This window comes from Bacillus sp. FSL W8-1202, from assembly GCF_038006165.1.
GTDB classification, from domain to species: domain Bacteria; phylum Bacillota; class Bacilli; order Bacillales; family Bacillaceae; genus Bacillus; species Bacillus subtilis.
Genome location: NZ_JBBOUR010000001.1, coordinates 982735 through 1007554 on the forward strand (window position 1 = coordinate 982735; position 24820 = coordinate 1007554).

At 43.1% G+C, this 24820-nt stretch carries 22 protein-coding genes and 4 pseudogenes; 7 read left to right on the plus strand and 19 right to left on the minus strand.

The genetic code is table 11. From position 1 onward, the window contains the following. Positions 1-7 precede the first annotated feature (7 nt). Positions 8-637 carry an ATP-binding cassette domain-containing protein gene (locus NSQ09_RS04995; protein WP_014481448.1) on the minus strand — a complete coding sequence of 210 codons (630 nt, stop codon included), beginning with the start codon at positions 635-637 and terminating at the stop codon, positions 8-10. 448 nt (positions 638-1085) lie between these two features. Between NSQ09_RS04995 and fbp the strand changes: the two genes are divergently transcribed. Further along, positions 1086-3011, plus strand: coding sequence for a fructose-1,6-bisphosphatase (fbp, locus tag NSQ09_RS05000; RefSeq protein WP_141237702.1), 1926 nt, complete (start codon positions 1086-1088; stop codon positions 3009-3011). Positions 3012-3258: 247 nt separating this feature from the next. Here fbp and NSQ09_RS05005 read toward each other — a convergent pair whose 3' ends face one another. The 4 genes from NSQ09_RS05005 to NSQ09_RS05020 form a co-directional block, all read right to left on the minus strand. After that, positions 3259-4113, minus strand: coding sequence for an HNH endonuclease (locus NSQ09_RS05005; RefSeq protein ID WP_095844101.1), 855 nt, complete (start codon positions 4111-4113; stop codon positions 3259-3261). Between the two features lie 256 nt (positions 4114-4369). After that, positions 4370-5947, minus strand: coding sequence for an RNA-directed DNA polymerase (locus tag NSQ09_RS05010; protein WP_341030614.1), 1578 nt, complete (start codon positions 5945-5947; stop codon positions 4370-4372). Between the two features lie 49 nt (positions 5948-5996). Next, a complete protein-coding gene (gene rlmH / locus NSQ09_RS05015) occupies positions 5997-6476 on the minus strand; it encodes a 23S rRNA (pseudouridine(1915)-N(3))-methyltransferase RlmH (protein WP_003243164.1) in 480 nt (159 codons plus the stop codon). Positions 6477-6556: 80 nt separating this feature from the next. After that, complete coding sequence (locus NSQ09_RS05020; RefSeq protein ID WP_003219122.1) at positions 6557-6727, minus strand: CxxH/CxxC protein; 171 nt, start codon at positions 6725-6727, stop codon at positions 6557-6559. 184 nt (positions 6728-6911) lie between these two features. Between NSQ09_RS05020 and NSQ09_RS05025 the strand changes: the two are divergent. Continuing rightward, positions 6912-7324, plus strand: a pseudogene (locus tag NSQ09_RS05025) (hypothetical protein). A gap of 33 nt (positions 7325-7357) precedes the next feature. Here the strand turns inward: NSQ09_RS05025 and fdhA are convergent. The 6 genes and pseudogenes from fdhA to NSQ09_RS05055 all read right to left on the minus strand — a co-directional run bounded on the left by fdhA (position 7358) and on the right by NSQ09_RS05055 (position 11707). Next, entirely contained in the window at positions 7358-8584 is a 1227-nt protein-coding gene (gene fdhA, locus NSQ09_RS05030; protein ID WP_187956287.1) for a formaldehyde dehydrogenase, glutathione-independent, read from the minus strand. Between the two features lie 62 nt (positions 8585-8646). Further along, positions 8647-8817 (minus strand): hypothetical protein, encoded by a 171-nt coding sequence (locus tag NSQ09_RS05035; protein ID WP_041850289.1) that lies wholly within the window; start codon positions 8815-8817, stop codon positions 8647-8649. A gap of 104 nt (positions 8818-8921) precedes the next feature. Beyond that, positions 8922-9170 (minus strand): DUF2651 family protein, encoded by a 249-nt coding sequence (locus tag NSQ09_RS05040; protein ID WP_071578873.1) that lies wholly within the window; start codon positions 9168-9170, stop codon positions 8922-8924. A 15-nt stretch (positions 9171-9185) separates the two neighbouring features. After that, on the minus strand, positions 9186-10349 hold the full coding sequence (locus tag NSQ09_RS05045) for a hypothetical protein (RefSeq protein ID WP_341030615.1): 1164 nt from the start codon (positions 10347-10349) through the stop codon (positions 9186-9188). A 9-nt stretch (positions 10350-10358) separates the two neighbouring features. Further along, positions 10359-11096: a YiiX/YebB-like N1pC/P60 family cysteine hydrolase gene (locus NSQ09_RS05050; RefSeq protein ID WP_341030616.1), complete on the minus strand. Its 738-nt coding sequence runs from the start codon at positions 11094-11096 to the stop codon at positions 10359-10361. A 140-nt stretch (positions 11097-11236) separates the two neighbouring features. Then, positions 11237-11707 (minus strand): annotated as a pseudogene (locus NSQ09_RS05055) (GNAT family N-acetyltransferase). Between the two features lie 109 nt (positions 11708-11816). Here NSQ09_RS05055 and rapG point away from each other — a divergent pair. Then, positions 11817-12914 carry a response regulator aspartate phosphatase RapG gene (rapG, locus tag NSQ09_RS05060; protein WP_017695778.1) on the plus strand — a complete coding sequence of 366 codons (1098 nt, stop codon included), beginning with the start codon at positions 11817-11819 and terminating at the stop codon, positions 12912-12914. Next, the gene (locus NSQ09_RS05065; RefSeq protein WP_003226961.1) at positions 12915-13031 is read left to right on the plus strand and encodes a Phr family secreted Rap phosphatase inhibitor; all 117 of its coding nucleotides are present in this window, start codon (positions 12915-12917) and stop codon (positions 13029-13031) included. 236 nt (positions 13032-13267) lie between these two features. Here the strand turns inward: NSQ09_RS05065 and rocF are convergent, their stop codons facing one another. The 3 genes from rocF to rocD all read right to left on the minus strand — a co-directional run bounded on the left by rocF (position 13268) and on the right by rocD (position 17063). After that, positions 13268-14158, minus strand: coding sequence for an arginase (gene rocF, locus NSQ09_RS05070; RefSeq protein ID WP_003226959.1), 891 nt, complete (start codon positions 14156-14158; stop codon positions 13268-13270). Positions 14159-14231: 73 nt separating this feature from the next. Further along, positions 14232-15635 carry an amino acid permease gene (locus NSQ09_RS05075; protein ID WP_341030617.1) on the minus strand — a complete coding sequence of 468 codons (1404 nt, stop codon included), beginning with the start codon at positions 15633-15635 and terminating at the stop codon, positions 14232-14234. Between the two features lie 222 nt (positions 15636-15857). Continuing rightward, complete coding sequence (gene rocD, locus NSQ09_RS05080; protein WP_014478537.1) at positions 15858-17063, minus strand: ornithine aminotransferase; 1206 nt, start codon at positions 17061-17063, stop codon at positions 15858-15860. Between the two features lie 237 nt (positions 17064-17300). Here rocD and rocR point away from each other — a divergent pair, with 237 nt between their 5' ends. Further along, positions 17301-18686, plus strand: coding sequence for an arginine utilization regulatory protein RocR (gene rocR, locus NSQ09_RS05085; protein WP_017695782.1), 1386 nt, complete (start codon positions 17301-17303; stop codon positions 18684-18686). On the opposite strand, the pseudogene NSQ09_RS05090 reads toward rocR, so the two are convergent. Beyond that, positions 18668-20130 (minus strand): annotated as a pseudogene (locus NSQ09_RS05090) (ATP-binding protein). The gene rocR and the pseudogene NSQ09_RS05090 sit on opposite strands and share 19 nt — an antisense overlap. Beyond that, positions 20127-20810, minus strand: coding sequence for a response regulator transcription factor (locus NSQ09_RS05095; protein ID WP_048654834.1), 684 nt, complete (start codon positions 20808-20810; stop codon positions 20127-20129). The pseudogene NSQ09_RS05090 and the gene NSQ09_RS05095 overlap by 4 nt, the downstream one beginning before the upstream one ends. Before the next feature lie 211 nt (positions 20811-21021). On the opposite strand from NSQ09_RS05095, the gene NSQ09_RS05100 reads away from it, so the two are divergent. Next, positions 21022-21921, plus strand: coding sequence for a PepSY domain-containing protein (locus NSQ09_RS05100; protein WP_041337903.1), 900 nt, complete (start codon positions 21022-21024; stop codon positions 21919-21921). A 161-nt stretch (positions 21922-22082) separates the two neighbouring features. Continuing rightward, a complete protein-coding gene (locus NSQ09_RS05105; protein WP_129138048.1) occupies positions 22083-22583 on the plus strand; it encodes a PepSY domain-containing protein in 501 nt (166 codons plus the stop codon). Here the strand turns inward: NSQ09_RS05105 and NSQ09_RS05110 are convergent. The 3 genes and pseudogenes from NSQ09_RS05110 to NSQ09_RS05120 all read right to left on the minus strand — a co-directional run bounded on the left by NSQ09_RS05110 (position 22580) and on the right by NSQ09_RS05120 (position 24808). After that, positions 22580-22709, minus strand: a pseudogene (locus NSQ09_RS05110) (hypothetical protein). The gene NSQ09_RS05105 and the pseudogene NSQ09_RS05110 overlap by 4 nt on opposite strands. Positions 22710-22729: 20 nt before the next feature. Next, positions 22730-23932, minus strand: coding sequence for a serine protease HtrC (htrC, locus tag NSQ09_RS05115; RefSeq protein ID WP_341030618.1), 1203 nt, complete (start codon positions 23930-23932; stop codon positions 22730-22732). Positions 23933-24013: 81 nt separating this feature from the next. Beyond that, positions 24014-24808, minus strand: coding sequence for an MBL fold metallo-hydrolase (locus tag NSQ09_RS05120; protein ID WP_003226939.1), 795 nt, complete (start codon positions 24806-24808; stop codon positions 24014-24016). Positions 24809-24820 lie beyond the last annotated feature (12 nt).

Here is a 24820-nt window from a genome sequence, read left to right on the forward strand (position 1 = left end):
TGTTTTATTACTCATTTATATACACTTCAATTAATTTATCCACTGAATGATATTGTTGAATTTCTTGGTGATTAAATATATAATAATCCCCTTCTATCGCCTTTAAATCAGACAAATCATGTGTAATGTTGATGATAATCTTCTCGGGGTTCTCCTGAATATACTTGTTTAAGAAGCCATGAATCTCTATAACCGTTTTTTTGTCTAATGAATTCGTTATTTCATCTAAAACAATAATATTTTTATCCTCTAATAAGAAACTGAGCAATTTTAATTTTTGCTTTTGTCCATCACTCAAATTTTTGATCAGAACTTTTCCATCAATATTATCCAGATTAAGTAAATGTGCGATTTTATCTATCATTTCTGCATCAAATTTTTTACTCAAAAAGTGTAATAAAAAGTCCTTAGAAACATCATTAGGTATATTCGACGAGCTGGATATTAAAGAAACATTTTGACGAATATCTCTGCCGATTCTTTTGCTATTATTCAACAAAAAGTCTTTAGCAAGCTGTGATTTACCGACTCCATTTTTTCCGACAACGTGATTAATTTTCCCGCTCGAAAAATGCAAGTCGGTGTCCTGAAGTAACGTTTTGCCTTTCACTTTTAAAGTGTAATTCGCTATATTCATATACATACTCCTAGGAAATATTTGTATTTTCGCGGTACCTCTTTCGTTTCCGGTTTGGAACTGTAAGAAATGTTTTTCGATGATTAATCTGGATATCTTTTACTCTAGTTTACAATATATAACACTCAATGTACAACAACGGCAGTTTCCTCAAGGCAATTCCTTACAAGATAACTGACAAACAAGCTAAATAAATGGATCGTCAATACCATATCAATGCATATTGATAACAACAATAAGGAGGATACTGAACCTTTAAGCCTAAGCCCTTGACTAAATAACCTCCTCCATAGATTCTGCTGCACTCGTTTCAATTGTCTATAAAAGCAGTTATGCGGTACTATCATATAAAGGTCCAATGTTTAAAAATAATGTCATACTTTTAAATTCACCTTATCATGCACATGCTCATAAATAGGGGTTTATTCTAAAAAGGGGATGGACGGTTTTGGAAAGCAAGTACCTAGATCTACTCGCGCAAAAATACGATTGTGAAGAAAAAGTGGTAACAGAAATCATTAATTTGAAAGCGATATTGAACCTGCCAAAGGGCACTGAGCATTTTGTCAGTGATTTGCACGGGGAGTATCAGGCATTCCAGCACGTGCTGCGTAATGGTTCAGGACGAGTCAAAGAGAAGATACGCGACATCTTCAGCGGTGTCATTTACGATAGAGAAATCGATGAATTAGCAGCATTGGTCTATTATCCGGAAGACAAACTGAAATTAATCAAACATGACTTTGATGCGAAAGCAGCGTTAAACGAGTGGTATAAAGAAACGATAAATCGAATGATTAAGCTCGTTTCATATTGCTCCTCCAAGTATACCCGCTCCAAATTACGCAAAGCACTGCCTGCCCAATTTGCTTATATTACGGAGGAGCTGTTATACAAAACAGAACAAGCTGGCAACAAGGAGCAATATTACTCCGAAATCATTGATCAGATCATTGAGCTTGGCCAAGCCGATAAGCTGATCACCGGCCTTGCTTACAGCGTTCAGCGATTGGTGGTCGACCATCTGCATGTGGTCGGCGATATTTACGACCGCGGACCGCAGCCGGATAGAATTATGGAAGAACTGATCAACTATCATTCTGTCGATATTCAGTGGGGAAATCACGATGTCCTTTGGATCGGCGCCTATGCCGGTTCCAAAGTGTGCTTGGCCAATATTATCCGCATCTGTGCCCGCTACGACAACCTGGATATTATTGAAGACGTGTATGGAATCAACCTGAGACCGCTGCTGAACCTGGCCGAAAAATATTACGATGATAATCCAGCGTTCCGTCCAAAAGCAGACGACAACAGGCCAGAGGATGAGATTAAGCAAATCACCAAAATCCATCAAGCGATTGCCATGATCCAATTCAAGCTTGAGAGCCCGATTATCAAGAGACGGCCGAACTTTAATATGGAAGAGCGGCTGTTATTAGAGAAAATAGATTATGACAAAAACGAAATCACGCTGAACGGAAAAACATATCAGCTGGAAAACACCTGCTTTGCGACGATTAATCCGGAACAGCCAGATCAGCTATTAGAAGAAGAAGCAGAAGTCATAGACAAGCTGCTATTCTCTGTCCAGCATTCCGAAAAGCTGGGCCGCCATATGAATTTTATGATGAAAAAAGGCAGCCTTTATTTAAAATATAACGGCAACCTGTTGATTCACGGCTGTATTCCAGTTGATGAAAACGGCAATATGGAAACGATGATGATTGAGGATAAACCGTATGCGGGCCGTGAGCTGCTCGATGTATTTGAACGATTCTTGCGGGAAGCCTTTGCCCACCCGGAAGAAACCGATGACCTGGCGACAGATATGGCTTGGTATTTATGGACAGGCGAATACTCCTCCCTCTTCGGAAAACGCGCCATGACGACATTTGAGCGCTATTTCATCAAAGAGAAGGAAACGCATAAAGAGAAGAAAAACCCGTATTATTATTTACGAGAAGACGAGGCAACCTGCCGAAACATCCTGGCAGAATTCGGCCTCAATCCAGATCACGGCCATATCATCAACGGCCATACACCTGTAAAAGAAATCGAAGGAGAAGACCCAATCAAAGCAAACGGAAAAATGATCGTCATCGACGGCGGCTTCTCCAAAGCCTACCAATCCACAACAGGCATCGCCGGCTACACGCTGCTATACAACTCCTACGGCATGCAGCTCGTCGCCCATAAACACTTCAACTCAAAGGCAGAAGTCCTAAGCACCGGAACCGACGTCTTGACGGTGAAACGATTAGTGGACAAAGAGCTTGAGCGAAAGAAAGTGAAGGAAACGAATGTTGGTGAGGAATTGCTGCAGGAAGTTGCGATTTTGGAGAGTTTGCGGGAGTATCGGTATATGAAGTGAGGGATGTGGGCTCAGAGAGGACTTTCTCTGAGCTCTATTTACGTTTTCCACTAAGTACAGCAAATTGCTAACAAAGTCTGGTTTTATGCTTGTTTGATAGTATTTCAATACAAATACAGAGAGCGTTATTTGCGCAAAAACAAAAAAACTATACAGAATTAATTAGTGTAAAGAGTAGTGATTATCAAGTGTTCTTAAATTAGTTACTTATTATAAATAAATTTCAATTAAACCTTGAAATATACCTTTATTCTCTTGCTTGAATCAATCCCTTGACATCATAAAGTCTAGCTTTCCCAGGAACATCTTGAAATATAAAACCGAATTTTTGTTGAGCCCATACAAGAAAATTCTCATTATTCTGTCCACATTCAGGACAATTAATAGTAGAACTATTATGTGTATCTTTATTCCAAGTACAAATAATAAAGTGTAATCCGCATTCTAAACATTTTACTTTCATTTGAGTGTAAGTTGCTGTAGTTTGAACTAATGTACTAATTAGCTGTTCACCTTCCTCAGTGATTTCGATTGAATTTCCATTCGTATAAATTAGGCCTTTAGCAAGTAACTCTATAACAAATCCAGGGTACTGTGCTTTTTCATTAAATTTTTTAGTAATATATTGTCCGCCAATTTCAAACAATATAAAATCCTCTCCCACTTTTTTAAAAGTTGCTGGTTTCCCTTCACATAGAATGGTGGAGAGTAATTCTAGTGCTTCACTACTCAAAGACTTCTCTTCATCTTCTTTACTGAGTTTGAGCGTATCAGCGAATATAGATGATATTAATTCAATTTCTTTTCTCTCTATTGATCTGCTTTTTGGAAGGTAACCTGTGCTCACCAATTCATAAACATCATCTCGAATCTTTTTAAGTTCTTTTTCAGAAAAATTTTGAGTCATTTTTGTTTTTGTATGAATACTAGCGTGACACTCAATACAGACAGGTATTAAATTATCGAAATCATCTGATCCTCCATCAGCCTTTTCCCGTATATGATGCACCTGAACATGTAGTGGTTTAAATAGTCTACAAATGCAACAAATTCTTGCACACTTAGCCAGAACTTCCGAACACACTTCCAAAGTTAATGCCACTTTTAACTACTCCTCTCATAAATTCTTTTGCTTTCTTTTTAACTCATGTATTCTATTTTGTTTTGAAAGAAAGTTCTATTTTTCTGTTAACCTTTACTTATGACAGAATAAAATTTCTTGGTGTATCGAATTTAAAGATAAATAATAAAATACCTCCAAATTATTTGGAAGAGACTTTACTTTTTTAACTCTTTAGTTTTTCTTCAGGAATTAAATTATTCATTAATTTCACATTCACACCATTTCCCACTTTTATTCAAAATGGAAATTTAGTCCGAGAGTCATCAGCAATTAGTTTATAAAAAGTAAAACAGTTATATTTTAGTTTTCTATAAAAATGTTTACTCTTGTTTAATCCAACACGATTCTCAAATTCATCCGTAGAAATATAGTTTTTAAGAAACAATTGATATAACAGTATCCATGAGCTCGATAGTGCGGTTAATTCATCCATAATATTGTCATCTAAATCTTCGGTGTATTCTTCAATTATCATAATAATTGCTAGTTCATTTTTACTTCGGATGACATTTTTCACAATATCCCTTTCAATACTATTGACCCCTAAATTTTTCAATAAATAAATTAACCAAATAACCTCTAAATCTTTTTTATCTCTTACATACTGTAAAATCAGTTTTTTTATTATTTTTATATGATTGTCACCAAATGTAAGTTTATCCTTATCTTTTATTATTAATTCACACACTTTAATTAATGATCTATTATCATTAACTAATATATTAAGTAGATAAGATACATAAAGTTCGTAATCTTTTACCTGGAATCTTTCATTAATTGATTTCACCAAGTACCGGATGGCACCCTTATTACCCTCATTCTCTAGGTTGAAGTATTTATTAAAAATTTTAATAAGATCATTAGATTCAGCTTTACTACTTACATATTCTTCATAAATCATCTGAAGATTTTCAACCACATAATAAGGAAATTTTACATACTTAGTTTTTTCATTATTAATCGAAAAATGATATTTCCCAAGTATATCCGAAATAATAGTTTTGTATAGGTCTATATCTTTATCTTCGTAAATAATAATTTCGAAGTCATCGACGTATCTAACAAAAGAGACTCCAACGCTTTCTATTTCTTGATCAATACGTGTCAATAAAGCTTCAGCTAGGAAAAATGAAAGTAAAGGACCCGTAAGCAAACCGTTTGTTCTATTTGAATTTAGTCCCCTCACTTTTCCATCTAACTTTTCATATCTCTTATATATATCGGAAATACGCCCATCTGCTTTATTACCTTGAAAATATTTATATTGCTCTATGGCCTTATCATAACCCAACAAAATAGCAGGAAAAATATGAGTATATACACTGCCATAGAAATTAGATATATCTAGATATAAAGCTCGCTTTATTTTTTCAGCTATATTTGGTATATAAGTTGATTGTATAAATCTACTTTCATCCACCCCTTCATCCTCAAAATATCCATAACTTGTTTCATGCTTCAATATTTCACCATTACTTTGTACTATTTGAGAAAATGAATTTTCACTTTCGGCTGACAACTCGATTAGTTCTTTGATTATTTTCTCGCTATCCATATAGTTAACTGCTGAAATATAAGCAGTTATTTCCGGTAGATGAATTACCCTTCGACTTTCATTATCTTTAAATCGACTCATAGTAAATTTATAAGGCTCTATGTAATCAATACTATTCGGTACTTCTATATCTTTGAATATATCAAACGTTTCACTTTTTAAATTAAAGTTACTAGGGAGATACTCTGAGAAAAGTCCTTTAATTTTAAATTCCTTGACTACTTTCTCTATGATTTCTTCTCCTATCTCAGCCTCCATAATTAGGACCCACTCCTCTCTTTTGAGATTTCAAACTTCTGTTTTACTATCACTTATGATAAGGCTCCCCACGATTAATCCGAAAAGCCCGATAAATCTGCTCAACTAGTATGAGCCGCATTAACTGATGAGGAAACGTCATTTTTGAAAACGACAGCTTCTCATCCGCTCTCTTCATCACTGTGTCACTCAATCCGAGTGATCCGCCGATGACGAAGGTGACTTTGCTTTTTCCATATGTAGCCAGCTTATCTATTGTATCGGCTAGTTCTTCGGATGTTTTCATTTTTCCTTCGATGGCGAGGGCGATGACGTGGGCGTCGGGGCTGATTTTGGATAGGATGCGGTCGCCTTCTTTGTCTTTTATGATTTTCATGTCCTGGTCGCTTAGGTTTTCCGGCGCTTTTTCGTCCGGGAGTTCGATGATGTCGATTTTTGCGTAGGCCGAAAGTCGTTTGGTGTATTCTTCAATGCCTTGCTTGAGGTATTTTTCTTTTAGTTTTCCGATTGTCACAATATTGATATTCACAGGTCATCCCCACTTTAGAAACAAGTTATTCATATATGTTGTCCACAATTGTGGATATCTTTTCTGTATTTTGTGTAAGATCATTCGTTCCCCACTATATATACTGCGGGGTCTCCACATAATTCACAGGCTGTGGATAAACTGTTAGTATGTTCGATTTTTCTGATTTCGGGCGGCAGCTCGTGGTCGTCTATGTACATATCCAGCACCGTTTCGATGTGTTCTTCACAAGAATAATACGCTTGTTTCATGTTCAAATCCTCCGATGTTTTCTTCCATTTTTACAAATGTTCTCTTCTCAATATAACCTATTTATTCACATGTTAGTAGTGCTTCGGGCTGAGTTTTATCCACAATTCGACAAACAAGCTGTTGATGACTCTATTTCGCTCGTGTGTTAGTTTGGATGTAACCGATGTGTGGGGAGGTCTGCATTTGCGCTTTAGATGGGTTTGGCTTTTTGTGATCATGTTGCTGCTTGCTGGGTGTCAGCCGTCTTATTGGGTGTTGGAGAAGGATCGAATCGGTGAAGGCAGTCCAGACTTAGAAATATACGCTAATTATCTCCAAATGCATGATGGCGTGAAAGGATATCAAGTCTTCATCATTTTAGAAGGGAAAAAATGGTTATTGTGTCTCTCGGAAGCAGCGAGAAAGATAAGAAGCTTGAAGTGTCAGACGTCAAATTCTCACCTAAAGAAACGATTGTAACTGTGAAACGAAAACCTGCTCCTACGGCAAATGAGAAAAACCCTTATATTTTGATTGGACTGGACAAAATCGAAGGGGACTTAATTGTCCAAGACGAAACAGGAGATCGCTTTGAAGAAACAGATTATCAGCAATAAAGCCGGCGTTCTGAGAACGTCCGGCTTTTTCTTTTACTTCAGTGTTCCATGCGGGTCGATGACGAATTTTTTGGCTGCGCCTTTGTCGAAGTCGCTGTAGCCTTTTGGCGCGTCGTCCAGAGAAATGACGGTGGCATTGACGGCTTTTGCGATCTGCGCTCTGCCGCTCAGGATCGCTTTCATCAAATTGCGGTTGTATGTCATGGCGGGCGTTTGTCCGGTGACGAAGGTGTGGGCTTTGGCCCAGCCGAGTCCGAATCGGATTTTTAGTGAGCCTGTTTTGGCGTCCGCATCCTTTGCGCCGGGATCTTCGGTCACGTATAAGCCTGGAATGCCAAGGCTGCCTCCGACCTGGGTGACGTCCATGATTGAGTTCAGCACGGCGGCTGGCGCTTCCCCTTGATTGCCGTGCCCAGATGCTTCAAAGCCGACACAGTCCACTGCGGCATCAACGGTTGGTTCACCTAGTATTTGTTCAATTTGTTCGCCAAGGCGGTCGTGTTTTTGCACGTTGACCGTTTCACAGCCGAAGCTTTTCGCCTGTGCCAGCCTGTCTTCGTTCAGATCGCCGACAATCACGGTAGAGGCGCCTAGGAGCTGAGCGGAGTGTGCAGCTGCCAAGCCGACAGGACCCGCTCCCGCGATATAAACGGTTGAACCTGTTTGCACGCCCGCTGTGTAAGCTCCATGGAAGCCGGTCGGGAAAATGTCGGACAGCATGGTCAAATCGAGAATCTTTTCTAACGCCTGTTCTTTATCAGGGAATACCAAAAGCTGAAAATCAGCGTATGGCACCATGACGTATTCAGACTGGCCGCCGACCCAGCCGCCCATATCGACGTAGCCGTAAGCCGATCCCGGCCGGTCCGGATTGACATTCAGGCACACATGCGTTTTCTGCGTTTTGCACATCACACAGCGTCCGCAGGCAATATTGAAAGGAACGGATACGATGTCGCCTTTTTTGATAAATTCAACATCACGCCCCGTTTCAATGACTTCTCCCGTAATTTCATGCCCGAGCACCAAGCCTTCCGGCGCCGTTGTGCGGCCTCTGACCATATGCTGGTCGCTTCCGCAAATGTTGGTTGTAATAACTTTGAGAATAACCCCATGCTCACATTTTCGATTCACATTCGCCTTCGGAACGCCGGGCCCGTCCCTCAAGATTAACTCCGGATAGCCGATATCCTCCACCGCCACGTTTCCTTTACCTTTGTACACAACCGCTTTATTTCCTGTCAACGCCATTCCTCCCATTCATGTGTTTGGACTCTTCGTCCTTGCACATGACTTCGGTTCGGTCTGGCCCTTTCCCTTTTTCACGACTGTTTTTTCTGTATTCTTACAACAACAAATATGCCAAGAAAGCAGCCAATAATGGTTCCGGCTATGTCTAAAAAGTCGACTTTACACCCATTTAACAGGAACACAGTAATGGCCGAAACCAGGCAGATCATAACTGCCAGAAGAATAACCCGTTTGGTGCGCATGTAATTCCTCCTTTAGATTCGTTTCTAAACCATACCCAAAATCCTCTGTAAACTTCGGCTCAACAAAAAAAGAGACTACACACCAGTCTCTTCATAATTAGAGATCAATTTAAAAATTTCCTGAGAAATAATGTGACAATACTCGTTACTAACGCAATCGCCGTATACATAACAACCCAAAACATGAATGAGCTATTGCCCGAAGCTAACGTAAATAACAATATCAAGCTCGCGATAAGGACGATGAGCGGCGCCACCCAAAACCTCTTAAATAAAAAATGACCCGCTATACCAAATACACCTGCGATGATCGGAAAACCAAAAACGATAAATAAAACGGCGATGGCTCCCATACTAACCTCCTTGCCTTAAAACCTCTTCATCACCTCAACATCATACAGCTTCAAATGACTCTTCGGCGTCACGACATCCTTTACCTTCCTAATCTCTTTTTCTTTCATTTTCTTTCCGGTTTTCAGACTGTACTGTTCAATGTAGGCAGGCTTGTTATACGTGTATGTGAAGAAATAGAGGCTGCTGCCTTTTTGGGTGCTTTCTTTGAAGTCGGCTTTCATTTTGTCTCGGGAAAGGGTGAAAGCGATGTTTGTTTTTCCTGTCTTGGCATCGATTTCATATACCTTTCCGAAGCCGTCAATGAAATACAGGTTCCCGTCATAAGGGAAAAAGCTGTTTTTAAAGCTGAAGGGCATGGAGCTGTATATCGTTTGTTCGTCGTTTTTGTATTCGGCGATGTCATGCAGCTCTACTATGCCGCTTTTTTTGTTAATCTTGACCATTTGATAGAGATTGTGGGCTTTTTGGCCGCGAACCATGACATACACAGCTTGGTCGTCCACAGCAAGCTGGGATTCGACTGAGGCTCCTTCCCGGTACTGCCATTCCGATATCGTGTGATAAGTGAGCTTCTTTTGATCTGCTTGAATCTGAAGGAGCTGATAGCCTTTTTCGTCAGCTGTCGGGACGAGTGCGTAAATGGCGCCATCATGGAAACCGGAGGCTCGGATGTAGTAGGGGATGACGTCTTTTTTCCACTCTCCGTCCATTTGGCGGTACAGCTCTGAGCGGTATCCTTCTTTCTTTTTGTCGTAGCCGGAGTTGTATAAGGTGTAAAAGCCGTCCGTGTTTTGCAGAAAGCCTGCGCTGTCCCCTGTGTGCTGATAGGTTCTTTTATGAGATCTCAGGCCGTCTTTAATCGTATAGATCGTGTTTTTGTCCTCCAGCATCACGCTGTCACCGTGAACCTTGGCTGAGCCCAGCTCAAGGCCCTTCATCTTAAAGGAAGACAGCGTCCCGTCCTGGCTGATAAACAGGGCGTAGCTTTTCCCGCCGCCAAATGCATCTTGATCTGCAGAGGATGAAAAATACAGCAGGACTTCTTTGTCATCCAGGAAATCGGGGTTTCTGAGATCCTGCTGACTTACGGTTTTATGGCTTTTGAGAGGAGAAATGAAGACAAATAATGCGATTCCTGCGAGAATCAGCATGGCGATGGTAATCATCCACTTTTTCATATCCTTCTCCTAGTAAATGGTCATGATGGTTGTCGTATACGAAGAACTTGTGATGTCGCGCGGATACACGCCTAAGCCTCCGTTGCTGTCTATATCAATGCCTGCTTTCAGCAAAAAGGCAGACCATAGGAGCTTTGAACAGTTTTTGGCGCCGTCATGGCCGGTATTTCTGTTATTGACGAAGTTAAATGAGTATGGGTCGCCGACTTTTGATACCGCCCAGTCAGCGGCAGCTGTTTTTTGAGATGAGGATACGCTGACGGTTTGCACAATGGAGTTGTCTTCCACGTCTCTGGCATTATAAGCGATCTGCCTGACGCCGTCGCCCGGGACAGATTCAACAATTTTGTCAGCAGCGGAGTACATGCCGACGTGGCCGTGATTGTAGTAGGCTGTGTAGGAGTTCGTGTAATAGATATTGCCTTTCGCGCTTGTCGGGAGTTTTTTCGTGCCGGACGAGCCGCCCATGATAGACATGCCGCTTTCCTTGGCGAGCCGCTCTCCCTCTGCTTTATCAGCCGTGATTTCCTTATAGAACTGTTTTAAGATAACATCCTGCTTTACGTGCTGCTGTTTGGCAATCTGGCTGGCAGATTTCATGATTTCTTCCGGTGTCGTGCCTGGCTGCAGTGCGGCGATTTCTTCAGCATAATTTGTGGTCTTTACGGCTTTGGCGGGAGAAACAAATAGGCCGCCGCATATTGTAAGCGCTACCAAAAACATCGACACTCGTTTCTTCAACTTCATTACATCTCCTCTTTTCTTGTGAGTGTAGGAAAGGTAATTTCCTCACCCACATTATATTAGGAAAATAAGGAAAGTAACTAGGTTATTTACAGAATTTTTAGATATCATTTACAGAAAAAGGCCTTTATCGGCCCTTTTCGTTAAAGCTTCTTGCTCATCACTACGTCTGTTTCTTGAAATCCGGTTTGCTCATATAGCTTTCGCGCCGTCTGATTATGAGCAAAGACATGAAGGGACAGCTTGCGGATTCCCATACTGCGTGCTGCTTGATCTAATGCCGCCAATGCTTGCTTTGCGTAGCCCTTTCCCCGATACGGTTCATATAACCCAAAATCATAAATAAACGCTTCCTGCTGCGGATGTTCCGGTTCAGCATGTATCCAGAGCCAGCCAACGATATCCTTTTCATTCAGCTTGAGGCTTCACAAATGGTGATGGGGTGTTTCCAGCCCTCTCGGAAGCAGATCAGTAAATGCCTGCTTAGACAAAAGCTGTGCATCTTCAGGCAGCCATGTTCCCGCTTTTACCTTTTCTTCCGCGTAATGCTTTGTTGTGTACGTGAGATAAGACCGAAATTCTTCTGTCTGCATAGGGGTCAGCATGATTGTCATATCATCTCCCCTTCATATATTGACTAGAGGATTTTACATAAAATAGAAAGAGGTGTTACTATCAGAATAAGCAACTGAGATTGATAAGTCACTAGGAAAGGAGTTTCACATGAATAAGATTGCACCCGCAGAAATCGCTAGCATGCTCAACGATTGGTACCTTGCCATCAAGAAACATGAAGTTGAAGAATCCTCCCGTTTATTTGAAGAAGTGAAGCCTTTATTGGATGACATGGAAGAGGATCAGGAGGTGCTTGCCTACTTCTCCTTATTGGAACTGCGCCACAAGGTTTTGCTTCACGAGGCGAGAGGACAGGGCTTTCAGCATGAGGAGCCTTCTCATATGAATGCTACGTCTGACATGCTGAAATATTACTTTTTTCTGTTTGAAGGCATGTATGAGGCCTATAAAAATAATTATGATATTGCCATTGGGCTGTATAAAGATGCAGAGCAGTATCTCGACAACATTCCCGATCCGATTGAGAAAGCTGAATTTCACCTGAAGGTCGGAAAGCTCTATTATAAGCTGGGACAAAATATTGTGTCCCTCAATCATACACGGCAAGCGGTCAAAACGTTCAGGGAAGAAACTGATTATAAAAAGAAGCTGGCTTCAGCCCTGATTACCATGTCAGGCAATTTTACAGAGATGAGCCAGTTTGAAGAAGCTGAGGCTTATTTGGACGAAGCAATTCGGATCACGAGTGAATTAGAGGATCATTTTTTTGAAGCCCAGCTTTTGCATAACTTCGGCCTTCTTCATGCGCAAAGCGGCAAATCAGAAGAAGCGGTTTCGAAATTAGAGGAGGCTCTACGGAACGATGAGTATGCCCGCTCCGCCTATTATTATCATTCTGCCTACTTGCTGATACGAGAGCTGTTTAAGATCAAAAAGAAAGAACAGGCCTTATCTTATTACCAAGACGTGAAGGAAAAATTGACTGCTGAGCCGAATAGAATATGTGAGGCAAAAATAGACATTTTATATGCCATTTATGCAGAAGGGGGTCATGCGGAAACGTTTCACTTATGCAAACAACATATGGATGACTTGTTGTCCGAGAAAGAGTATGACAGTGTAAGAGAACTTTCCATTTTGGCTGGCGAACGGTATAGGGAACTTGAGCTTTACAAAGAAGCTGCCCACTTTTTTTATGAAGCATTACAGATTGAAGAACTGATTAAACGAACGGAGGTTATATAAATGAAAAGATTTCTGATTGGCGCAGGCGTCGCAGCGGTGATTTTATCAGGTTGGTTTATTGCGGACCATCAAACCCATTCACAGGAAATGAAAGTCGCTGAGAAAATGATTGGATAAATGAAAAACCCCCGCGGGTGCGGGGGTTCAATTTAACGAAAGAATCCTAAAACGGTTTGTAGTTTTAGGATTCTTTCATCTTTTCAGCGTGATTGAAAACCCTTGAAGTCTAGGAAGAACGAGCATTGGAGCGCAGCGAATGTTTGGAATTCGTGAGCACCGAAGCGCAGGCCTGACAACGAATGCGAGGGTTTGTCGACACGCTGAAACCCCCGCGGGATGCGGGGGTTTTCTTATTACAGCAGCTTCTTCCCTAACAGGGATTCTACGAGCTCTACTGCTGTTTTGCCCGTTTTGTTTTTGTGATCAAGGATCGGGTTAACCTCAACGAATTCGGCTGAGGTAATGATGCCTGCGTCATACAGCATTTCCATAGCCAAATGGCTCTCCCGGTAGCTGATGCCGCCGACGACAGGGGTTCCGACACCCGGTGCGTCGTTCGGATCAAGTCCGTCCAAATCAAGGCTCAGATGGACGCCATCACATGCTGATAAATAATCAAGGGTTTCTTCAATGACCTTTGTCATGCCAAGACGGTCGATTTCGTGCATTGTGTACACCTTCATGCCGCTTTCCTTAATGTACTTGCGCTCCCCTTCATCAAGTGACCGGGCGCCAATGATGACGACGTTTTCCGGTTTGATTTTAGGCGCGTAGCCTTCAAGGTTAACAAGTGACTCGTGGCCAATGCCTAGGCTGACCGCGAGCGGCATGCCGTGAATATTGCCCGATGGTGAAGTTTCAAGTGTATTCAAATCGCCGTGCGCGTCATACCAGATGACGCCGAGATTATCGTAATGCTTCGCTGTGCCTGCAAGCGTGCCGATCGCAATACTGTGGTCACCGCCCAGGACAAGCGGGAATTTTTTCTCTTCAATGACTTTGTTGACCTTTTGCGCGAGTTTTTCATTTCCCGCCAAAACGGAATTCAGGTTTTTCAGTTCCTCGTCATTTTTGATTTTTTCGCGGTTGATCGGAATGTCACCGAGATCTTCAACCGTATACCCCATGTCTGACAGCCGCTCGATCAGATGAGCGTACCGGATGGCACTCGGGCCCATATCCACTCCGCGTCGTGCTTGTCCTAAATCCATTGGCATTCCAATAACCGAAATCGTTTTATCCATCTGTGATTCCACCTCAACATTTAAGATAATGTCCTATGCGGGTTATAACAAAGATGACTTGCGGACAACGTTTTTAAAGCTCTAGCTGACGATTTGCCTGCTGGCGTTTTTTAATGACGACATGATAAATGATGTAGCAAATGATCATAAACGGTACGCCGCAATACAGCGCGATACGCTGCTCCGGATCAAATGCAAGGCTGATAAGCACGACCGTATTTAACGTCAGGCCGATCAGCGGAAGCACCGGATACAGCGGTGTTTTGAATTTCAGATCTTCTGTCTTGCCGCCTTCGCGGATATATTTGCGTCTGAACATGATTTGGGAAAGCGAAATCGTAATCCAGCCGACCTGCGCGCTCATGCCCGCCAATGATAACAGCACCATATATACGGTTTCAGCCTGCGCAAACTTTGTCAGAAGTGATAGGCAGGCCACAGCCATCGTTACGATTAACGAGTACATCGGCACACCGCGCTGATTTGTTTTTCCGAGCGCTTTGAAGGCCTGTCCTTCATTCGCCATCGCGTACAGAATACGTGTCGATGCGTATAAACCTGAGTTCGCAACAGATAACAGTGCGATTAAAATAACAAAGTTCATGATATCAGCTGCATATGGGATTCCGATTTGCTCAAATACGGCAACAAATGGACTTTCCACGACACCCGCCTGTTTCCACGGAATCATGCCGGCAATGACAATGATTGAAAGCACAAAGAAAACAAGCGTTCTCCATACTGTCTGTTTGATCGACCGTGGAATCGTTTTTTCAGGGTCTTCACTTTCTCCGGCTGCAACCCCGATCAGCTCAGTTCCCTGAAACGCAAAGTTCACGGTAATCATCGTAATCAGCATTGCCTTTATGCCGTTCGGAAATAACCCGTCTTCATAAAAATGTGTCAAAAACGGCGCATGCTCTCCGCCCTTCAGATCAATCAGGCCAAACATGGCAGCTCCGCCGAGAATAATAAATAAAAGGATAATCAAAATTTTAATGCCTGAAAACCAGAATTCTGATTCTGCAAAGGCTTTTGTGGTGATTGCATTTAAAATAAACATCAGTGCCGCAAAGACCAGACACCAAATCCACACGTCTATATGCGGAAACCAGCGTTGCATCAGCTGCCCCGCTGATAAAAATTCAATGGCGCATGTAACCGCCCAGCCGAGCCAGTACAGCCAGCCGAACGCAAACCCGAAAGCCGGGCTGATAAATTTCGTGGCATAGGTCTGGAAGGACCCCGACACAGGAAAGGCGACTGCCAGCTCTCCTAAGCAGAGCATGGTCAAAAACATGATAAAGCCGCCCACTAAATAGGACAGAACCGCGCCGAGCGGTCCCGCTTGGTTAATGGTAAACCCGGTTCCAAGGAAGAAACCGGTTCCGATCACTCCGCCCAATGAAATCATAAACAAATGGCGTGATTTCATTGTCCGCTGGAGCTGATTTCCGTTATCTTGGTTTGTATTCACATTCTGCACCCCTTCAGCAACTTGTATTGGATCTAAGCTGGAACATCTGCATGGTGCTATCCCAGTTTGCTGTCCAAAGAGTCTCTATCTATTTAATATAAAATTCACTTCTTCTCATAAAGATACATTATACTAAAATACTGTAGCTGAGCAAATAGGGAGTGCTGATTTTTCTGTTGTAAATTTATACAAACGAAGTGAATATCCCGCCATGGTGCGGATTTATGCGTTTTGCAGCACGTGCTTAATTTTCTCTATCGCCCAATCCAAATCCTCTTTGGAAATGATTAATGGCGGTGCAAAACGAATGACTGTATCATGCGTTTCCTTGCATAAAAGCCCTTCTTCCTTCAAACGCTCACAATACGGACGTGCCGCTTCCGTCAATTCCACACCGATAAACAGCCCTCTGCCGCGGACTTCTTTAATAACCGGGCTGTCAATGCTCTCAAGCTCGCTCTTAAAGTATTCGCCGAGCTCAAGAGAACGATCCGCCAGTTTTTCATCCTCCAGCACTTCTAATGAAGCGATAGACACTGCACATGCAAGCGGGTTTCCGCCAAATGTTGAGCCGTGTGAGCCCGGGTTAAACACGCCTAGGATCTCGCGGTCCGCCGCAATGCATGAGATCGGAAACACACCGCCGCCAAGCGCTTTGCCCAAGATATACATATCAGGAACAATGCCGTCCCAGTCACAGGCAAACGTCTTGCCTGTACGTCCGAGACCCGTTTGAATTTCATCCGCAATAAACAAGACATTCTCTTCCTTACAAATCGCCGCCGCTTCCTGTAAAAATCCTTCAGGCGGAATCACAATGCCCGCTTCGCCTTGAATCGGTTCAAACAAGAATGCCGCTGTATTCGGCGTAATGGCCTGTCGAAGCGCTTCCACATCGCCGTAAGGAATGAGTTTGATTCCCGGAAGCATCGGGCCGAATCCTCGTTTATATTCTTCTTCAGAAGAAAGAGATACCGCCAGCATCGTACGGCCGTGGAAGTTCCCGACACATGCGATAATTTCCGCTTGATTGTCTGCTACGCCCTTCACTTCATACGCCCAGCGTCTCGCCGCTTTCACCGCGGATTCAACCGCTTCGGCTCCTGTATTCATCGGCAGAATCATCTCTTTGCCTGTCAGTTTAGCTGTTTTTTCGTAAAACGGCCCAAGCTGATCGTTATGAAACGCGCGTGACGTGAGGGTGATTTTATCAGCCTGATCCTTTAATGCCTGAATGATTTTCGGGTGTCTGTGTCCCTGGTTTACCGCAGAGTAAGCACTCAGCATATCCATATATTCATTGCCTTCCGGGTCCTTTACCCAAGCACCCAGCGCTTCAGAAATAACAATTGGGAGCGGATGATAATTGTTGGCTCCATAATGAGACGTCTGATCAATAATTTCTTTGGATTTAGATAAAGCTGGCATATTTAAATTCCCCCTTGTTTTCTGTTTCAACATGTTATCCTGCTTTCCCTTTATATAAATGCAAGTTCTGTGCCAAATCAAGAATTCGTGTGTTTTCTACAATTTTCGAGGGCAAGGTGCAAAAACATTCTGATATTTCGAGCAAAAATTTCAGCAAGTGCAAAATTCTTTTGCATATCCTCTCCATTTTTTTATAAAATAGAAGCAATATTAAGAAAACTGAGGGAGGTTCATACAGTGGTCAAAGACAGCGAATTCCTCACATTGGTTTTTCAGAGCATTTTAGATGAAATCGATGTTGGCCTGCACGTGGTAGACGATCATGGAAACACAATCGTTTATAACAATAAAATGATGCAGATTGAAGATATGGAGAAGCATGACGTCTTAAATAAAAACCTGATGGATGTGTTTATGTTTTCAAAGCAGCAGGACAGCACACTGGTACAGGCTCTTCAGGAAGGCAAGACGATTAAAAACATCAAACAGAGCTATTTCAATAATAAAGGCCAGGAAATTACGACGATCAATCATACATATCCCATCGTCCAAGACGGCAAAATCAGGGGCGCCGTTGAAATTGCCAAGGATGTGACAAAGCTTGAACGGCTGATCAGGGAGAATATGAACAAAAAAGGCAGCACAACCTATACGTTTGACAGTATTCTCGGCACCAGTCCGGCCATTCAAGACGTCATCGAAAACGCCAAGCGGGCAACGCGTACGTCATCATCTGTCCTTCTCGCAGGCGAAACCGGCACGGGAAAAGAACTGTTCGCGCAAAGTATCCATAATGGAAGCGATCGTTCTGGCGGCCCGTTTATTTCGCAAAACTGTGCGGCACTGCCAGACAGCCTTGTGGAAAGCATTTTGTTTGGGACGAAAAAAGGCGCGTTTACCGGCGCTGTCGACCAGCCCGGCCTGTTTGAACAAGCCCACGGCGGCACGCTGCTGTTAGATGAAATCAACTCGCTGAATCTCAGCCTTCAGGCGAAGCTGCTGCGCGCCCTTCAAGAACGGAAAATCAGGCGCATCGGTTCGACAAAGGATACACCGATTGACGTACGTATTATTGCCACGATGAATGAAGACCCAATTGATGCGATTGCAGGCGAACGAATGCGGAAGGACTTGTATTACAGGCTGAGTGTCGTCACACTGATCATCCCGCCGCTTCGGGAACGAAAAGAAGACATTTTGCTTCTCGCGTCGGAGTTCATCCAGAAAAACAACCATCTGTTCCAAATGAATGTTGAACACATCAGCGATGACGTGAAGCAATTTTTCCTTTCTTATGACTGGCCGGGAAATATTCGCGAGCTTGAGCATATGATCGAAGGCGCAATGAATTTCATGACGGACGAGCAAACGATTACGGCTTCCCATCTGCCCTATCAATACCGAATGAAAATCAAGCCTGCTGACATCCCAGAGCCGGAAACACCAAGACACCAGCCGGCCGCGGACTTAAAAGAAAAAATGGAAAGCTTCGAAAAATATGTGATAGAGAACGTGTTAAGAAAACACGGCCATAACATCTCGAAAGCTGCTCAGGAGCTTGGCATCAGCAGACAAAGCCTCCAATATCGGCTGAAGAAATTTTCTCACTCGTCTAACGAATAATCCGGAGCAGGAAGCCTGATCAGAAAAACAGTGCCTCTGCCTATTTCACTTTTCACGTCAATCGACCCATTGTGGCTGTCGATAATCGATTTCGTTATGGCAAGACCCAATCCCGACCCTCCATATTTCCGGGAGCGGGATGGGTCTGCCCTGTAAAACCGGTCAAATAAATGCGGCAAATGCTCCGGCGCGATGCCTGTGCCATTGTCTGCTATCATCAGCATCACGCCGGAACTGCCTTTTTGCAGAGAAATGGTGATGGCACCGGTTCTCTCATTTGTATACTGCACCGCGTTATAAACCAAATTCAGAATGACCTGTTTCATCTTATCCCGGTCAAACACCGCTTTAGCGTCATCCTCAAGCAGCAGCTGCAGCCTTCTTTCTTTCGCAAGCAGACTGAGCTGCGGCTCCATCTCCCTTATGAGCGCATCGAGATTTCCTCTCTTCATTTCAAAGCTCGGCACCCGATCAATTTTTGCTAAAAACAACAGATCCTCAATCAGCCGAGTGGCTCTCTTCGACTCTTCATACATACTATTCAGCGCCCTATCTCTCTGCTCCGGCTGAAGCGCGGCGCCTCTCAGCAGCACTTCGATAAAGCCGTGTATGGACGTTAAAGGTGTCCTCAGTTCATGTGAAGCGTCTGATACAAATTGCCGGATGCGCTCCTTCGCTTCTTTTTCTGCTTTAAATGACGTTTCAATCCGCTCCAGCATGCGATTAAACGAAATAGCGAGCGTGTCGATTTCCATTTGTTTTCGATATACAGGAAGCCTTTTATTCAAATTTCCTGCATTGATTTCTCCCATCATATGTACCATTTGTGATAACGGTTTAAGCGTATGTCTGACCACAGGCAAGAACGTGAAAAGCCCGAGCAGGAGCGCAACCAGCGAGAGCGTGGAATAAATGCTGATTTGCCGGAGCAGTACGTCCTTCAGTGGTTCTGTTAAAGTACTCATTTGGATCACGCCTGCTTCTTTTCCATAGTAATAGCCTGAAACACAATCAGCACTTCCTCGCCGGATTCATTTTTCGTGATTTTGTAATGCAAGGCCATCGTATCTTTTAATGCCTCATCATATACACTTTTTTTCACTTTTGGCGGTGCTCCCGCATATGGATCGGTCGACAATACCGTACTGTCTTTTGTTTTCTTATCGATAAAAACAATGGTCACGCCCGGATAGATAAAGGCGGGACGGACAGCACCATCTGACTTTTCCGAGCTGTCGGGATGGCTTTTGTATGTTTTAATATTATTCCAGATGGTTGGCTCCGTTGAGTTGATATAACTTTGAATGCTGACAGCTCGGTTTTCATATAAGAGGCGTTTTCCAAACACATATTGCATAGCGCCGACAAACACCAATAGAAGAACGAGAATGCATAATGAACGGAATAAAAGCTGAAAGCGCAGTGTTTTGAATCGTTTTTTCATTCAATATCCACCCGATAGCCCGCACCCCGAACCGTTCGGATCACTTCATGCTTTTTGTCATTCAATTTTTCCCGCAAGGAACGAATGTACACTTCAACAATATTCTCTTCTCCATAAAAATCATACCCCCATACTTTATCCAGAATCCTTGCTTTACTGAGCACAAGGCCGTGATTCAGCACCAAAAACTTTAAAAGCTCGTATTCTGTTGCTGAAAGCTTGAGCACCTCTTCCTTATAGCGGATTTCTCTGCGCCGATCATCAATTCGAAACGGACCGAGCGCGAATTCTTCAAACAGGTTGGGAAAGTGATCCCGAATTCTTGCATAGATTCGCGCCAGCAGCTCTTCAAAGCTGAAGGGTTTGATCATATAATCATCAGCGCCCTCTGTCAGCGCTTTTACCCGAACCCCCACCTCATCCTTGGCCGTAAGCATAATAACCGCGGTATGGCCGGTTTTTTTTATCATTTTTGATACTTCCAGTCCATCCATTCCGGGCATCATCACATCCAAGATGGCCACATGCGGCTGAAATGTCTTTACGGTGTTCATCGCTGTCATTCCGTCAGCTGCTGTCTTCACTTCAAAGCCTTCATTTTCAAGACCCATTGTCAAAAAATCTAATATCGCCGGTTCATCGTCCACGAGCAAAATCTTGATGCCTTTCATCCTATTCATGCTGTGCTCTCTCCTTAGTTGGCATAAACCTCTGATTAGTTTTTTCCCTTCCCCTCCTATTATTCGTTTTTACCTGAAAACAAACTGAATCTTCCCTAAAAATCAGCTGAATTCAGCAAGTTTTCAGCCAGCCCTCATTTGATTTTCAGCTTCGGCCTATACAATTGCCTTAGTTGGTACAGCCAACAATGAAATAAAGGAGGAATCTCACATGAATATCACTAAAGTTTTATCAGGAGCTGCACTGGGAACGATTATTTCAATCAGTTCTTTCACTTCTGCTCACGCCGCTGTCATTCAAAAGGATGATACATCAACGAAGGTTGAGACGAAGCAACAGGCTTCCATCACAATAGCAAAGGCAAAACAGGTTGCGTTGAACAAATGCAAAGGTACTGTTCAAACGGCCCAAATGAAGAAAGTGAATGGCACATACGTATATGTTGTGAAAGTTCTCGGTGAGGACGGCAAACAGCATACGATGAACGTCAACTGCAACAGCGGCAAAGTTGTGAAACATGATGTTCAAAAGAAACAAAGCTATATCAGCAAAACAAAAGCCCAATCGATCGCTTTGAAAAACTGCAAAGGTGCGGTTCAATCTTCTGAGCTGAAGCAAGAAAACGGTGTTTACGTTTACGTCGTAAAAGTAATGGGTGAAGACGGAAGCCTTCACACGTTCCATATCAATGGAGAAAACGGCAAAGTCGCAAAACACGAGCAAAAGAAGCAAGCACATCTTTCTAAAACAAAAGCGCATCAAATCGCACTCAACAAATGCAAAGGCGCAGTTCAATCTTCTGAACTGAAGAAAGAAAACGGCGCATACATCTACGTTGTCAAAGTGCTTGGCGAAGATGGAAGCACTCATATAATCCATGTCAACTGTGACAGTGGTAAAATCGTAAAACAAGAAGTGCAAAAGAAAAACGCAGCCGTTACAAAAACAAAAGCACATCAAATTGCACTAAATAAATGCAAAGGCACAGTGAAATCTACTGATTTGAAGAAAGAAAACGGCACATTCGTTTACGTGATTAAAATCACTGCCCAAAACCACACTGAACAAACAGTGAAAGTGAACGCTGAAAACGGAAGCATTTGCAAATAAAATAAACTGCCTGCCAGCAGTAAAATAACTGAAATTCAACGTATAACACCAGTCTTGTTTTAACACAAAGTTCTAAGTTCATGTCTACCTTTTTCTAAATACTCTTTTTAACTGAACGTGCGTGACCCGCGTTCAGTTCTTTTTCTAAGGAGGACCTACAAATGAATATGAAAATATGTTCTGCAGCTGCTTTAGGCGCGGTCATTTCAATCAGTTCTTTATCATCCGCACACGCGGCTGTTCTGCATAAAGAGAACACTGCTAAAGTTCAAACCCAGCAGCAGGCTTCTATTACGCTCTCTAAAGCAAAAACTGTCGCTTTAAAGAACTGCAAAGGCGCAGTTCAATCAGCACAAATGAAGAAAGCAGATGGCGTTTATGTCTATGTCATTAAAGTGCTTGGTGAGGATGGCAAAATTCACACCTTTAACATTAACCGCAGCAGTGGAAAAATAGTCAAGCATCACGTTGAAAATAAACAAGCCGCGATCACAAAAGCAAAAGCACAAAGCATTGCGTTGAACAAGTGCATAGGCACCGTCACATCTTCTGCATTGAAGAAAGAAAATGGCACCTATGTGTACATCATCACCATCACAGCCAGCAACCACACGGTACAAACCATTAAAGTGAATGCTGAAAATGGAGGTATTTGCAGTTAACAGCCATTTGCTGCTGTTTCACGTGTAACAACCATCTTGTATTTTTCTTCATATTCGATATATCCTTTTCAACTGAACGGGCGTGACCCCCGTTCAGTTTTTTTGCATATCAAAACAGCCTGGCAAACGATGCCAGACTGTTTTGATTAACTTCCTAATTGGTCTGCGGAGGACAGCTTGATATCAACAGATTTTTCTTTTCCGCCGCGATAAAACTTCACCTTCACCCAGTCACCGACTTTTTTCTGATAAAGCCGTTTTCGCAGGTCAACAATATCATTTACTTTGTATCCGTCAAATTCCGTGATGACATCCAGTTCCTTCAGCCCCGCTTTTCCGGCAGGTGAAAAGGCGTCTACACCCATCACAACCACTCCATTGGTGACGTTCTTAGGAAGCTTTAATGTTTTATCCCAATGATAGCTTGCGATGTCGCTTAGGGATTTCATCTCAATGCCAAGGAACGGGCGTTTGACCTTTCCGTATCTCTCTAAATCCTCTATCACAGGGATCACGAGCTTAGACGGAATGGACAGGCCAATCCCTTCAACCGCTGACTCGGCAATTTTCATTGAATTGATGCCAATGACCTTCCCATCCATATTTAACAAAGCGCCGCCGCTGTTCCCAGGGTTAATGGCCGCATCTGTTTGCAGGACTTCTGCGTTCCAGTCAGGCTGTCCATCACCGTTTGAATCTACTGGGATCGCCCTCTCCGTACCCGAGATGACGCCTTGTGTGACAGAGCCAGCAAACTCAAGGCCTAACGGGTTCCCGATCGCGATAACCGGCTCCCCAGACTTCACTTTATCTGAATTTCCGAAATCGGCGACTGCTTTAATTTTATCGCTTTTCACCCGTAAAACGGCAAGGTCCATCAGCTGGTCGCTGCCGACAAGATCAGCTGGTACACGCGATCCGTCTTTCAAGCTGATTTCAATTTGGGAAGCGCCTTCGATGACATGATGGTTGGTCACGACATAAGCGGAATGGTCATTTTTCTTATAGATGACGCCTGAGCCGCTCCCAGCCTCGCCGCTCTCTCCCCAAATATCTGATTTTTGGATGTTCACAACACCGACAACGGCGGGCGACACATTGCTGACAATCTTGGTGACGGCATTGTTGACACTGACATTCACCGTCCTGATTGATTCCCGGCCGTTGTTGTTTTGCTGCTGATCTAAGACGCCTGTATCCAGCCCTTCATTTGAAAGGTACGGCATGATAAACGCCATTAATACGGCACCGACAATCACGCCAATCAGACTCGAAAGAAAATATCCTTTTTTGCTTCTCTTTGGCTGTTCAGGAGTAGTATGTTCTTCCTCACGTTCGTAATTCACCATATTCCATCCTTTCCAAGAACGTTAATATGGTTATATTGTGGGTTAGAAACTGCTAGAATAGTCATGATTTACACAGAAAAATTATACAGCGCAAAGCGGAGTGGCCTTCTTCGGATCGGTGTCATATAAGTCAAATGTCTCACCCGTCACAAATCCTTTAGAAGCCAATGTCTGCTGCACAGACATTCTTGCCAGCTCCTTCATGTTGTTGTCCTGGCTCAAATGCGCCAGGTAAATACGAGACGTCTCATCGCCAATGACATCCGTCATCGCCAAGGCAGCATCTTCATTTGACACGTGCCCGACGTCACTTAAAATCCGCCGCTTAATGCTCCATGGGTATCTTCCCATTTGCAGCATACCGACATCGTGATTGCTTTCAAACACAAATACATTCGCTGAACGGATAATGCCTTTCATCCGGTCGCTGACATATCCCGTATCTGTCATTAACGCGAGCTTTCGGCCGTTATAATGGAATACATAAAACATCGGTTCCGCCGCATCGTGGGAAACGCCAAACGATTCAACATCAAGTCCGCCGAACGATTTCACCGTCTCCATTGGAAATACAAACTTTTGATCGGTGTCAATTTTGCCAATTTGATTCTCCATCGCTTTCCAAGTCTTCTCATTCGCATAGATCGGAAGCTTGTACTTTCTGGCGACGACACCAAGGCCCTTAATATGGTCACTATGCTCATGCGTCACAAAAATGCCGTCTACATCATCCAGCTTACGCCCGATCTGTGCCATTAGCCCATCCATGGCTTTTCCGCTCAAACCGGCGTCCACTAAAAATGCGTGATCCTCTGTTTCGAGGTAAAACGCATTTCCCGTACTCCCGCTCGCAAGTACGCTAAATTGCAAGCTCATGTTTGTCTCACT